The organism is Parageobacillus thermoglucosidasius, from assembly GCF_001295365.1.
Lineage (GTDB): Bacteria > Bacillota > Bacilli > Bacillales > Anoxybacillaceae > Parageobacillus > Parageobacillus thermoglucosidasius.
In genome coordinates this window covers 1,773,942-1,787,449 of sequence record NZ_CP012712.1, presented here as the reverse complement: position 1 = coordinate 1,787,449, position 13,508 = coordinate 1,773,942, and the positions used below count along the sequence as shown (strand labels likewise).

14 protein-coding genes are annotated in these 13,508 nt (G+C 47.2%); 1 reads left to right on the top strand and 13 read right to left on the bottom strand.

The window, feature by feature from the left end; genetic code table 11:
* Positions 1-10: 10 nt before the first annotated feature.
* Positions 11-373, bottom strand: a complete 363-nt coding sequence (locus tag AOT13_RS08910) for an Asp23/Gls24 family envelope stress response protein (protein WP_003251820.1) — start codon at positions 371-373, stop codon at positions 11-13.
* 237 nt (positions 374-610) lie between these two features.
* Between AOT13_RS08910 and rpmB the strand changes: the two genes are divergently transcribed.
* Positions 611-796 (top strand): 50S ribosomal protein L28, encoded by a 186-nt coding sequence (rpmB, locus tag AOT13_RS08905; RefSeq protein WP_013401283.1) that lies wholly within the window; start codon positions 611-613, stop codon positions 794-796.
* Positions 797-843: 47 nt separating this feature from the next.
* On the opposite strand, the gene spoVM is transcribed toward rpmB, so the two are convergent.
* From spoVM to coaBC, 12 genes are all read right to left on the bottom strand, one after another.
* Positions 844-924 carry a stage V sporulation protein SpoVM gene (gene spoVM, locus AOT13_RS08900; protein ID WP_003394991.1) on the bottom strand — a complete coding sequence of 27 codons (81 nt, stop codon included), beginning with the start codon at positions 922-924 and terminating at the stop codon, positions 844-846.
* Between the two features lie 68 nt (positions 925-992).
* On the bottom strand, positions 993-1,640 hold the full coding sequence (locus tag AOT13_RS08895) for a thiamine diphosphokinase (RefSeq protein WP_003251822.1): 648 nt from the start codon (positions 1,638-1,640) through the stop codon (positions 993-995).
* A 59-nt stretch (positions 1,641-1,699) separates the two neighbouring features.
* Positions 1,700-2,350: a ribulose-phosphate 3-epimerase gene (gene rpe / locus AOT13_RS08890; protein WP_013877221.1), complete on the bottom strand. Its 651-nt coding sequence runs from the start codon at positions 2,348-2,350 to the stop codon at positions 1,700-1,702.
* Between the two features lie 2 nt (positions 2,351-2,352).
* Positions 2,353-3,234 carry a ribosome small subunit-dependent GTPase A gene (rsgA, locus tag AOT13_RS08885; RefSeq protein WP_003251827.1) on the bottom strand — a complete coding sequence of 294 codons (882 nt, stop codon included), beginning with the start codon at positions 3,232-3,234 and terminating at the stop codon, positions 2,353-2,355.
* Positions 3,235-3,238: 4 nt separating this feature from the next.
* Complete coding sequence (gene pknB, locus AOT13_RS08880) at positions 3,239-5,206, bottom strand: Stk1 family PASTA domain-containing Ser/Thr kinase (protein WP_003251829.1); 1,968 nt, start codon at positions 5,204-5,206, stop codon at positions 3,239-3,241.
* 5 nt (positions 5,207-5,211) lie between these two features.
* Positions 5,212-5,961 (bottom strand): Stp1/IreP family PP2C-type Ser/Thr phosphatase, encoded by a 750-nt coding sequence (locus AOT13_RS08875; protein ID WP_003251831.1) that lies wholly within the window; start codon positions 5,959-5,961, stop codon positions 5,212-5,214.
* A gap of 4 nt (positions 5,962-5,965) precedes the next feature.
* The gene (gene rlmN / locus AOT13_RS08870) at positions 5,966-7,060 is read right to left on the bottom strand and encodes a dual-specificity RNA methyltransferase RlmN (RefSeq protein WP_003251833.1); all 1,095 of its coding nucleotides are present in this window, start codon (positions 7,058-7,060) and stop codon (positions 5,966-5,968) included.
* A gap of 5 nt (positions 7,061-7,065) precedes the next feature.
* Positions 7,066-8,409, bottom strand: a complete 1,344-nt coding sequence (gene rsmB, locus AOT13_RS08865; RefSeq protein WP_042383324.1) for a 16S rRNA (cytosine(967)-C(5))-methyltransferase RsmB — start codon at positions 8,407-8,409, stop codon at positions 7,066-7,068.
* Positions 8,399-9,355 carry a methionyl-tRNA formyltransferase gene (gene fmt / locus AOT13_RS08860; protein ID WP_013877224.1) on the bottom strand — a complete coding sequence of 319 codons (957 nt, stop codon included), beginning with the start codon at positions 9,353-9,355 and terminating at the stop codon, positions 8,399-8,401. The genes rsmB and fmt overlap by 11 nt, the downstream gene beginning before the upstream one ends.
* A 10-nt stretch (positions 9,356-9,365) precedes the next feature.
* Positions 9,366-9,839: a peptide deformylase gene (gene def / locus AOT13_RS08855; protein WP_003251839.1), complete on the bottom strand. Its 474-nt coding sequence runs from the start codon at positions 9,837-9,839 to the stop codon at positions 9,366-9,368.
* Between the two features lie 15 nt (positions 9,840-9,854).
* A complete protein-coding gene (priA, locus tag AOT13_RS08850) occupies positions 9,855-12,269 on the bottom strand; it encodes a primosomal protein N' (protein WP_003251842.1) in 2,415 nt (804 codons plus the stop codon).
* The gene (gene coaBC, locus AOT13_RS08845; protein ID WP_003251844.1) at positions 12,266-13,471 is read right to left on the bottom strand and encodes a bifunctional phosphopantothenoylcysteine decarboxylase/phosphopantothenate--cysteine ligase CoaBC; all 1,206 of its coding nucleotides are present in this window, start codon (positions 13,469-13,471) and stop codon (positions 12,266-12,268) included. The genes priA and coaBC overlap by 4 nt, the downstream gene beginning before the upstream one ends.
* Positions 13,472-13,508 lie beyond the last annotated feature (37 nt).

Genomic DNA, 13,508 nt, shown 5'->3' with positions numbered 1-13,508 from the left:
CTCCTCCTTATTACGGATTCGTCACGCGAACCCCTTGAACATAAATATTAATCGACTGTACAGAAAGCCCTAACGTTTGATCAAGCGTATATTTCACTTTTGTTTGCACGTTATGGGCCACTTCGGAAATTTTCGTTCCATAGCTAACGATAATGTACATATCGATATGTACTTCGCCGTTTTCTTCGCGGACAATCACGCCTTTGGAAAAGTTTTCTCTCCGCAAAATTTCCGAAATCCCATCTTTAATTTGGTTTTTCGATGCCATTCCGACGATTCCGTAACAATCCACCGCGGCACCGCCGGCGATCATCGCAATGACGTCGTTCGAAATTTCAATTCGTCCGTATTTCGTTTGCAATTCAATAGACATGCTCGCTCCCCCTTCGGAATTGTTCGCATAACTACAGCCATTGTACTATAACGTTGTCCTTTTTAAAAGCTGTCCCATCGCCCACTAGTATTATTTAGCCGAAAATAAAAATATATGTCAAGGATATTTTCTTGAAAGATAAAACATCATATATTGAAATTTCGCCATTTGTATGATAAATTATAGTAGTGTTTTTGAGACTCACATGGAAGCGGTGCTAGTAAGGAGGGAAAAAAGATGGCAAAATGCTTTGTGACAGGAAAGAAAAAATCTTTCGGCAACTCGCGTTCGCATGCGATGAACGCAAATAAACGCACGTGGAAAGCGAATCTTCACAAAGTTCGTATTTTAGTGGACGGTAAGCCAAAACGTGTATGGGTGTCTGCCCGCGCGTTAAAATCCGGAAAAGTGCAACGCGTGTAATACGGTTTGCTAATCATAAAAAAAGCACCAAAATTGGTGCTTTTTTCTTATCCTTTTTTAAACGAATTCAGCATGGCACGCACAATCCCACCGAGAAATTTCGGCAATTTAATGGTATAAAATTTCATCCGATTCCCTCCTCACCATCATCGTAACGCTCTTCGCCACATCTCTTTATCAGTATATTCGCTTGATTTTAAATCGTACCTGCATCACTGCTTCTTATCATCATTAATATGCCTTTAGAAAAGGAAAAAGTACCGGAAGCTTGGATAAGTTCATTACTAATACATAGTGTGGAACCGCGGAAAATATGACAATTTGTTAGCGGATATTTAAACCCTTCCAACGTCATTCCTGTGATATCATCGGAAACCGGAAGATAAGAAACGTAGCGGTATCGTTCATCATAAGAAACGGTGTGCGTGCCTGGAAGATGAATTGTCACAATATTTTGTTTGTCTATCATCTCGATCGGCTTTTCTGCATATTTGATCAGCAATTGAACATTGCCGAATAAATGATCCAAGCGGCCGCCGGTTGCCCCGAAAATCCGGATTTTTTCCGCTTCTTGCTGCACTGCCCAATCCAGCGCGATTTCCATATCGGTTTTGTCTTTTTCCGCCGGCCATATATCAAGATGGTCCAGCGTTTTTTGCAATGATGCTATCTCTTCTGCCGTCAGCGAGTCGAAATCGCCAAACGCCCTCATCGGCCGGATCCCCGCCTCCAGCAGCGTCTTTGTCCCGCGGTCCACCCCGATCCATCGCACATGTTCCCCATCATAACAAGAAAGAGAAGGAAGATGATCCTTTGGTCCCCCGCCGACAATATGAATAAACATACGGTTTCTCCCTTCCGAATTTTTATTTTAAGAAAAGCGGAAGGCCGAATGCCTTCCGCTCAGCTCTCGCCGCGAATGGCGCGGATCGCCGCAGCGCGGTCGCGCTCATTGTAAATGGCGGAACCAGCAACAAGCACATTTGCCCCCGCTTCGATGCAAAAACGGGCCGTTTCGGCATTGATCCCGCCATCTACTTCAATTTCAACGAACCGTCCTTTTTCTTTTACTAATTGTGCGACTTGACGAATTTTCGGCAGTACAGATGGGATAAATTTTTGTCCTCCAAATCCCGGATTGACTGTCATCAATAACACTAAATCAATGTCATCGATCATATGTTGAATCATTTCCACCGGCGTATGCGGATTTAAGACAACTCCGGCTTTTACCCCATGTTCTTTAATTAAATGAACGGTGCGGTGCAAATGCGGGCACGCTTCGACATGGACCGATAAATAATCGGCTCCTGCCTTTGCAAAAACAGGAATGTAGCGATCAGGTTCCTCAATCATTAAATGAACGTCTAAAGGCAGCTTTGTCACAGGGCGAATCGCTTCGACAATCAGCGGGCCTATCGTAATATTTGGAACAAAATGCCCATCCATCACATCGACATGAATGTAATCGGCTCCGCCTCGTTCCACGTCGCGGATTTCCTCAGCAAGCTGTGCAAAATTGGCAGATAAAATCGATGGCGCAATTTTAACCATAATCAATACCTCGGCTTTCGTTCTTTCATTTCTTCGACAAAACTGATGTAATTCTCATACCGATAAGAAGGGATTTCTCCCGCTTCAACCGCTTCTCTCACAGCGCATTTCGGCTCCGAGATATGCAAGCACCCGCGAAATTTGCACGCATCGCTTCGCTCGCGGAACTCAGGAAAATAAAGCGGCAGCTCGTCGATTTCCAATTCATCCAGCTCCAGCGCGCTAAACCCCGGCGTATCAGCAACGAGCCCACCGCCAACTTCCAGCAATTCCACATGGCGGGTCGTATGTTTTCCGCGCCCTAAATGGGTGGAAATATCGTTTGTTTTCAGCTGCAAATCCGGGCAGAGCGCATTTAAAAGCGAAGATTTTCCAACGCCGGATTGCCCGGCAAAAACGGAGATATGCCCTTCTAAACAGGAAAGCAGCCGTTCTACTCCTAATTTTGTGACGGTTGACGTTTCAATGACATCATAACCTACTTGCCGGTAATCGCGAATATATTGTTCTATGGCCGGTTTTGTCTGATCATCGACCAGATCCATTTTATTCACGACAACGATCGGCCGAATCTGCTTCGATTCGGTTAGGACGAGAAAGCGGTCGAGAAGCTTTGCGCTAAAATCCGGCTCCACTGCCGAAAACACTAAAATCGCTTGTTCTACATTAGCGATTGGCGGGCGAATAAGCCAGTTTTTCCGCTCTCGTATCTCCATAATATATCCTTCCGCCTCGCCTGTTGCCTGAAACATGACATGATCGCCGACAAGAGGAGTAATTTTCTGCTTTCGGAACACTCCTCTTCCCCGGCATTGAAACACCTTGCCTTCTGATAACACATAATAAAACCCGCTTAATGCTTTAATAATCTTTCCTTCTGCCATAGCCTCACTCCTTTTGACGATTGTCTGGATATGGAATGATTCCCTCGTCTTTTACTACATTGTTGACAATGACGCGATAATACGCTGTTTCCTTATATGGGATTTCAAATGTCACCGTCTCTTTCACCGGTCCGGTCAAACGGTATGTTTTATACGGCGTCGTCATGTTATGATTGGCATCTTGAATATATAATTGTGCTTCAACGACTTGGCCTTCTTCTGCCGGTTCATACGGAATTTCAATCTCTTTGATCACCGTTTTTGTAGGAAGCGGCTCCCTGCCGCGCGAAATAACGATCGTAATCGTATCGCCTCTGTCCACTTTTTCATTTGCTTTCGGCGTTTGTGAAATAACGAGCCCTTCCGGAACTTTGTCGGAATATTCGTATTGCATGTTCACATGCAGCTGCTGGTCATTCGCATAATCGCGCACGCTCTTTTCCGTATATCCGGTCAAATCTTTTAGCGTAATTTTTTCCGGGCCGAGACTGACAGTAAAAATCACTTCTGTTTCTTCAGGAACAACTTTGTCTCCTTCATAAGGAAATTGATCGAGAATCGTGCCAAGCGGCTTATCGCTGTATCGTCCATTGCGCGTGATCTTCATAAAATTTTCGTTTTTCAGCTGCTCTTCCACTATTCCTATATCTTGGCCGATAAAATTGCCGAACTCTACTTTCTTTTTGCCGATGCTTTTATAAATAACCACAGCCGACCCTTGTTTTACCGTCATTCCCGCTTCCGGCTTTGTGCGCACTACTTTTCCTTCTGCGATTTCGTCATTCTCGACGTCAATGGTGTCTTTAATCTCTAGGCCCAGCGACGACAACTGTTCAACCGCCTTATCATAATCCTTATTGATGACATTCGGCATCGTCACTTCCTTTGGAAAAATCAAGTCAGGAATCCACGTGACCGCACTTACTCCGGCTGCAACCAAAAACAAAAATAACGCAGTCAGCCAGACGAACAGCCATTTTCGCTTTTTTTTCGGTTTTGCTTCGTCTCTCTTTTCTTCTTCTTGTTTTTCTTCGTAAACAATAGTTTGCTGCTCGCTCCCGGCGTTAACATGTTTTTCTTTAATAACGGGAATCGCCTTTGTCGTCTCCTCGTCATCAGCCGGAATCACGAATTTTTGCTCGTTGACGCGATCCGGATCTAAAGCCGTGCGAATATCTTCATTCATTTCCCGCGCTGAACGGTAGCGATAAAACGGATCTTTCGCCGTCGCTTTCAAAATAATGTTCTCGACGCTTTGCGGAATGCTAGGATTCCACGCTTTTGGAGAAGGGGTTTCCGTTTGTAAATGTTTGAGCACAATCGATACAGCTGACTCGCCGGAAAAAGGAAGCCGCCCTGTTACTAATTCAAACATGACAATTCCTAAAGAGTAAATGTCCGACTTTTCTGTCGCGATTCCGCCGCGTCCTTGTTCTGGCGACAAATAATGGACAGAACCGAGCACCGAATTGGTTTGCGTAATCGTAGTGGAACTAAGGGCAACGGCAATTCCGAAATCGGTGACTTTCACATTTCCGTTTTCATCCATAAGAATGTTCTGCGGCTTAATATCGCGGTGAATAATCCCGTTTTCATGGGCGTGCGCGATTGCGGAGGTCAATTGCTCCATAATATGAAGCGCCTTTGGAACCGGAAGGGGGGCATGTTCGTGAATATATTGTTTTAATGTACAGCCACGAACACACTCCATGACAATATAATAAATGCCTTCATCTTCCCCGACATCGTAAATGGTGACGATATTTTCGTGATTTAAACTCGTTGCCGCTTGCGCTTCACGGCGAAACCGCCGGATAAACTGTTCATCATTGGCAAAATCCAAGCGCAACACTTTCACGGCGACGTCGCGGTCTAAAATAATGTCTCTTGCCAAATAAACGTTTGCCATCCCTCCGCCGCCAATTAAACGAATGATTTTATAACGATCGTTTAACCGTTTGCCGATGAGCATGCGGATCACCTACTTTCACGTTCCAATGAAAAATCGATAATCGCCAATGTTATATTGTCCTCTCCCCCATGTTCATTCGCTAAGTCAATTAATGTTTGCGCCTTGTGCTCGAGCGTGCCGTCAGATGTTAAAATATGTATCATCATTTGTTCCGATACTTTGTTGGATAAGCCGTCCGAACATAAAAGCAACATATCATGCTCATCGATGCTAATCGTTTTCACATCCAATTTCACTTCTTGTTCTGTGCCGAGCGCACGCAGCAATATATTTTTGCGCGGATGGTGTTCTGCATCTTCTTTGGAAATTTGCCCGGTTTTTACTAATTCATTGACAAGCGAATGATCTTCCGTAATTTGTTGAAACCCGCTTTTATTTAGCAAATAGCAGCGGCTGTCGCCAATATGCCCGACCGTCGCAAACTGGCCGGTGCAAATCGCGCAGACGATCGTCGTTCCCATTCCTTGGCATTCTGCATGATTCAAGGAATGTTCAAATAAAATCCGGTTCACGGCCGCGACATGGTCTTTCAACCATTGCTCCGCGATATCCGGGGAAGAGATGTGCTCAGATTGTTCCCATTCTTGTTTTAAATACGAAATCGTCATTTCACTTGCGACATCGCCGGCGCGATGCCCTCCCATCCCATCGGCGACAACCGCCAAATAATGCCCGTCTTTATTTTGAAAAACTCCGCCGCTATCTTCGTTGTGAGCCCGAATTTTGCCAACGTCGGTTTGAAAAACAACTCTCATTGTTTCACCTCGTCTCTTCTTTTCGCTCCTTCGCGCGAAGCTGCCCACATGCTGCATCAATATCATGTCCTTGTTCGCGGCGAATTGTAACATTGATTCCGTGTTTTTTTAACGCGCGTTCGAATGCAAAAATCTGCTCGCGCGGCGTCCGCACGTAATTCCGTTCCGGCACGTAATTGACCGGGATTAAATTAACATGGCATTTCAATCCTTTAATAAGCTCGGCAAGCTGTTCCGCATGTTCGAGCTGGTCGTTCACCCCGCCGAACAATCCGTATTCAAATGTGACACGCCGCCCTGTTTTTTCGATGTAATAGCGGACCGCGTCCATTAATTTTGGCAGCGGATATGCTTTATTGATCGGCATTAACTTCGTGCGCAGCTCCGTCGTCGGAGCGTGCAGCGAAATCGCAAAATTCACCTGCATTCCTTCATCAGCAAATTGGTAAATTTTCGGGATAATTCCGCTCGTCGAAACAGTGATATGCCGGGCGCCGATGTTCAACCCTTTTGCATGGTTGACGATTTTCAAAAATTTGATCAGTTCATCGTAATTGTCAAACGGCTCGCCGATTCCCATGACGACAATGCTGCTTATGCGCTCATTTTGTTCATCAAGTTCTTTTTGCACTTTTACGACTTGCGCTACAATTTCTCCTGCCTCCAGATGGCGCTTCAGGCCGCCAAGCGTCGAAGCGCAAAACGTGCAGCCGATGCGGCAGCCCACTTGTGTCGTCACACAAATGGAATTTCCGTAATTGTGGCGCATCAGCACTGTTTCAATCGAATATCCGTCGTGAAGCTCAAACAAAAATTTCATTGTGCCGTCTTTCGATGTTTGTTTCACTAACGTTTTTAACGTTGTGATATCGAAATGACCGCTTAATTTTTCGCGCAGCGCTTTCGGAAGATTCGTCATCTCCGAAAAATGGGTGACCCGTTTTTGATATAGCCATTCATATATTTGCGTGGCGCGAAATGGTTTTTCTCCTTGTTCAATAATCCAGTTTTTTAGCTGTTCAAACGTAAGGGAATAAATTGACGGCAAGTGTGATTTTGTTTGTTGGTTTTCCCGTTTTATAACACTTGTGTGTTCCAATGAAGCTACACCTTCTTTCGTAATGATGCGATAAAAAATCCGTCCGAGCCAAAATAGTGAGGAAGGAGATGCAGCTGCCCGTTGCGGACATATGGCTGCACTTTCTCCGGCAGTCGCTGTTGCATCGTTTCATCTGGCGAAAATTCCGGATGATCGTTTAAAAATTGGGCAATGACTGCTTCATTTTCCTCATGGTCAATCGTGCATGTGCTATATACAAGCGTGCCGCCTTTTTTTAACAATGGCGCGACTGCATCTAAAATTTCGCGCTGCAGCGCGGCAAGAGAAGAAATATCTGCTTCCGTTTTTGCATATTTAATATCCGGTTTGCGGCGGATGACGCCAAACCCTGAGCACGGGGCATCAACTAAAATTTTATCGAACGTCTCCCGCTCAAACACTTCGCCCAAGCGCCTGCTGTCAAGTGTGCGCGCAGAAATATTCGTTAGCTGCAGCCGCTTCGCATTCTCCTCGATTAAATTCACTTTATGTTCATGAATATCCGCGCATATCACTTGTCCGGTATTGTTCATTAATTCGGCAATATGGGTCGATTTTCCGCCCGGGGCAGCACAGCTGTCAAGGACGCGCTCATGTTCTTTCGGGCCGAGCGCCCGCGCCACTAACATTGAACTTTCGTCTTGAATCGTAATCCAGCCGCGGCGAAACGCCTCCGTGTTTGCAAGATTTCCCTTTTTCGCTTGAATCGCCTCCGCGGCGACCTCGCCTCTTGATACTTCCATCCCTTCTTGTCTAAGCCTGTCCAACGTTTCCGCGATCGTGATTCTCGCCGTGTTCACCCGCGCCGTCTGCTTTGGCGGCAGCAAGTTTGTTTCACACATCCGTTTTGTTTCCATCCAGCCATATTGCTCCACCCAGCGCTTCACGAGCCAGCGCGGATGGCTTGTGGCCACCGCCAGCCGCTCCACTTCATCTTCAATGTTCTCAAGCGGCGGCACCCCTTGGCGTAAAATGGCGCGCATCACCCCGTTAACGAGCGAGGCAATCCCTTGGTGCCCGCGTTTTTTCGCGATTTCCACCGCCTCAAAAATCGCGGCGCGGTCAGGGATGCGGTCCAAATATAATACTTGATAAAGGGTCAGGCGAAGAAGCACGCGGACCCACCGTTCCAGTTTGCGCGCTTTTTTCAAAAACGGCGCCAAATAATAATCGAGCGTGTCGCGGCGCTGAATCGTTCCGTATACGATTTCTGTTAGCAGACGGACATCTCTTTCGGAAAGCCGGTGTGTCTCAATCATGTTATTTAATAATAAATTGCTGTACGCCTCTTTTTCTTCGACAGCCAACAATGTTTCCAAAGCGACTTCTCGTACGTTTTTAGCTTTCATGTTCATCTCCTAGCTTCATTCCAATAGTGAGATGGGCGCCAGCGCCGCGCAAAAATTGCGCCGCATCCATCCGTTTTTTCCCCGCCGGCTGCAATTCGGTAATTTTTATGGCCGTTTCATTGCCTGTCGCCACGACAATTCCGTCATGTGCGATATCAATAATCGTGCCAGGTTCCGCATTTTTCGGGGCCGGAACTTTTTCTCCCCACCAAATTTTCCATATATTTCCGTAATAGGTTGTGTACGCCACCGGCCATGGGTTGAGGCCGCGGATATGGTTATAAACGTCTTCTCCCGGTTTCGTCCAATCTATTTTTTCTTGCTCTCGCTTAATATTGTACGCATATGTTGCTTTTTCTTCTTCTTGCTTCACCGGCGTTAATTTTCCAGCCACTAATTGCGGAATCGTTTCTGATAACAGTTTTGCCCCAGCGATGCTTAATTTATCATGAAGGGTGCCAACCGTATCCGTTTCGGTGATCGGCACTTCCACTTGGGTTAAAATATCGCCGGCATCGAGTTTTTCCGCCATATACATAATCGTGACGCCCGTTTTTGTTTTTCCTTGCAAAATTGCATAATGAATCGGAGCCCCGCCCCGCAATTCTGGAAGCAATGAAGCATGGACGTTGATGCAGCCGTATTTCGGGGCCTCGAGCAACGCTTTCGGCAAAATTTGGCCGAACGCCGCCGTCACAATTAAATCTGGCTCAAGCGCCAATATTTGCTCATATTGTTCCTGTTCGCGGATTTTTGTCGGCTGCAATACCGGAATTCCGTGTTTTTCCGCCTCGACTTTGACCGGCGGCGGCGTCAACTCCCGCTTCCGCCCTTTCGGCTTATCCGGCTGTGTGACGACAGCGGCGATGTGATACCCGTCTTCTATAAGCCGCTTTAATATAGGAACAGAAAAATCCGGTGTTCCCATAAACACAATGTTGATCATCTTTTCTCATCTACCCTTCTAATTCTTCCAGATCGTAATAGCGTATCACTTTCGAAGTAAATAATATTCCATTTAAATGATCGATTTCATGTTGAAGCGCGCGCGCCAAAAAACCAGTGGCTTTAAGCGTAAACGGCCGGCCGCGCCGGTCTTGGGCACGGACTTTGACATAATTGGCGCGCTTCACTTCCGCAAACAGTCCCGGAAAGCTGAGGCAGCCTTCCGGACCGATTTGCTCCCCGCGCGCTTCCATAATGCGCGGATTGATCAGCTCAATCCGGCCGTGCTCATCACCAGCATCGACGACAGCGATTTGCTTAGCAATACCGACTTGCGGGGCAGCTAATCCGACCCCGTCAGCATCGATCATTGTATCATACATATCGTTCAACAGCTGAATAAGCTGGCGGTCAAACCGCTTTACCGGTTCGCACTTTTTTTCCAAAATGTCCGCTGGATATGTCACAATCGGTAAAATAGCCAATGACAGTTCCTCCATTTACATCATCGTATATGGATTCGTATCGATCGTAATCGACAAATCCCCTTGGGAAACGTCGTGCTGATAGCGATCGATAACCGCTTTTAATGCACGCGTCATGTTCGGCTCCCGTTTGTATTTTATCATGCATTGGTAGCGATATCTATCATGAAGGCGGGCAATCGGCGAAGCGACAGGGCCGAGAATGATCGCTTCATTTGACAGCTGCGCCCGCAAATATGCCGCAATTTTATCCGTTACAGCCACCGCTTTCGTTATTTCCGGATGGGACACGGTGATTAATGTCAAATAGTAAAATGGCGGATAGCCATGCATTTTGCGAAGCACCATTTCTCTTTGATAAAATGCATCATAATCGTGCTTCGCAGCAAGGGCGATGCTGTAATGCTCCGGCGTGTACGTTTGGATGACGACCTCGCCGGGAAGCGCATGGCGCCCGGCGCGCCCGCTTACTTGCGTCAGCAGCTGAAACGTTTTTTCGGAAGCGCGGAAATCAGGAAGATGGAGCGTCGTATCGGCAGCAAGCACGCCGACAAGCGTTACTTTTGGAAAATCAAGCCCTTTCGCAATCATTTGTGTGCCAAGCAAAATATCAGCTTTTCCTTCGCCAAACTCGGCAAGCAGGCGTTCGTGGGCGCCTTTGCGGCTCGTCGTGTCGACATCCATGCGGATCACGCGCGCTTCAGGAAGCAGTTTCGTCAGTTCTTCTTCCACTTTTTGCGTTCCTGTTCCAAAAAAACGAATATGCTCGTTTCCACATGATGGACAATGGTACGTAATCGGTTCTTCGTATCCGCAATAATGGCATTTTAACCGCTGCCCAGCGCGGTGGTATGTTAATGAAATGTCGCAATGCGGGCAGCGAATCACATAGCCGCAGCCGCGGCACATGACAAATGTCGAATAGCCGCGCCGATTTAAAAACAATACAGACTGCTCCCCTTTATGGAGGCGGTCTTTCAATTTCTCGAATAACGCGCGCGAAAACATGGAACGGTTTCCGCTCCGCAGTTCTTCCCGCATATCGACAATATGAACGTCCGGCATCCCGTTGTCGCTTACCCGTTTTTGTAATGTCAGTAACTGATATACCCCTTTTTTCGCCCTTGCAAACGATTCAAGCGAAGGAGTGGCGCTGCCGAGCACGACAGGGCAGCCGTGGACGCGGGCGCGGTAAATTGCCACATCGCGGGCGTGATAGCGCGGATTTTCCTCTTGCTTGTAGCTTGTCTCATGTTCTTCGTCAATGATAATCATGCCGAGATTTTCAAATGGAGCGAAAATCGCTGAACGGGCGCCGACGACAAGCTGCACTTCTTTTCGATGGATTTTTCGCCATTCATCGTATTTTTCTCCGATAGATAAACCGCTATGAAGCACGGCCACTTGCGAACCGAAGCGCCCTTTAAACCGCTTGACCATCTGCGGCGTCAGCGAAATTTCCGGAACGAGGACAATCGCTTCTTTGCCTTGCCGCAATACTTCTTCGATCGCTTGCATATACACTTCTGTTTTTCCGCTACCTGTCACGCCGTATAGCAAAAACACCTCATGTTTATTCGTGCGCACGGACTCGATGACGGAAGAAAGCGCTTTTTCTTGCTCAGCGGTTAGCGAAAGCGGCGCTGTTGTTGGAAATGAGCGGTCCCCGTACGGGTCGCGATATACTTCGATCTCCTTTTCGGCAACAAGTCCTTTGGCAACTAACGATTTGAGCGAAGCATAGGTAGCGCCCGTCTGCTCCAACAGGCTCCTCAATGGCACCGCTTCGTTTGCCGACAGAAGAGCCGTCAACAACTGTCTTTGCTTGGCGGCATTCGCCGGCAACGCATCGATCGCACGTCCAACTTCTTCGTGCGATTGCGCCAATTCCACATATTTCACCGTTTTCGCCGCCGCTTTTTCTTTCACATGGTACACGACTTCTAAATAGCCTTGCTGAATCGCTTTTTGCAAAGGTCGTAGCCAATCGCTATGTTCTACTTCCTTCCAATCAACCGTTGAACGGTCTTGAAAAAGCGGTTGAATCGTTTCTGGCAGCAAAGCGCGGTTCTCTTCGCGGACGAGCCGGATTTCCTTTTCGTATTTTGCTTTCAGCGCCGCCGGAAGCATCGCCTGGTAAGCGGAAATCGCAAAACAAAGCGTCGTTTCCGTTAAATATTTCCCGAGTTCAAGCAGTTCTTCGTTTAATACGGGAGTGACGTCCAAAACCGCTTCGATCGGTTTCAATGTTTTCACATCTGAATGTGATTTAATATGAATAACAAATCCTTGCAATCGCCGCGTGCCGAACGGAACAGTGACGCGCATGCCAGGCTGCAGTATGTCTTCCCATTTTTCCGGAATTGCATAATCAAAAGGACGGTCCGTCTGGCGCGCAGGCACATCGACAATTACCTCTGCTACTTTCATCGAATCGCCTCGATATATTGATGAATTTCTTTTAAAATTTCTTCCGCTACTTGCTTTTTCGGCAAAAGCGGCAGCGAACGCACCGAGCCATCGCGTTTGAAAATCGTCACAATATTGGTGTCTCCGGCAAATCCTGCTCCTTCTTCAGACACGTTGTTAGCCACGACCATATCAAGCCGTTTGTTCTCCAATTTTTGTTTCGCATACTCCTCCACATGATCCGTTTCCGCCGCAAATCCGACTAAAATTTGCGATGTTTTTTGCTCCCCAAGTGTTTTTAAAATATCTGTCGTTCTTTCCATTTCAACAACATAATCGCCCGGCTGTTTTTTCATCTTTTTCGCAAACACATGCTTCGGCCGGTAATCGGCCACCGCCGCCGCTTTAATGACAATGTCGACATGCGGGAAACGTTCCATCACCGCTTCATACATTTCTTGCGCTGATTCGACGCGAACGGTGTCTACATTTGCTGGCGCTTCCAGCCCGGTCGGTCCGGAAATCAGCGTTACTTCCGCGCCAAAGCGCGCTGCCGCCTCCGCGATCGCATAGCCCATTTTCCCTGTGGAACGATTTGAAAAAAAGCGGACGGGATCCAATTTTTCCCGCGTTGGCCCCGCGGTGACAAGCACCTTTTTTCCTCTTAAGAAAGGGTTGCGCGCGGCAAAATATGCTTCGATATTTTCAATAATTTTTTCCGGTTCTTCCATTCGCCCTTTGCCGACATATCCACAAGCCAAATATCCTTCCGACGGCTCAATAAAGCGGTAACCAAAACGATATAGTGTTTCAATGTTCGCTTGCACCGCCGGATGTTCGTACATATGCACATTCATCGCCGGCGCGATCCATACCGGCGCTTTTGTCGCTAAAAGCGTTGTCGTAATCATGTTGTCGGCGATGCCGTGTGCTAATTTTCCAATGGTATTAGCGGTGGCAGGCGCGACAAGAACAAGATCCGCCCAATCTGCCACGTCAATATGGGCAATCACCGCCGGATTTTTTTCAGCAAAAGTATCGACATATACCTCGTTGCGTGACAGCGCTTGGAATGTGAGCGGAGTAATGAATTTGCAGGCAGATTCACTCATCATGACTTTCACATTAGCGCCGCGCTGCGTCAGTTGGCTCGTCAAAGCAGCCGCTTTGTAGGCGGCGATTCCCCCGGTAACACATAATAAAATGTTTTTGCCATTCACCATGTTTGAACACCTCTGCTCCACTTTTGTAAAAAAATAA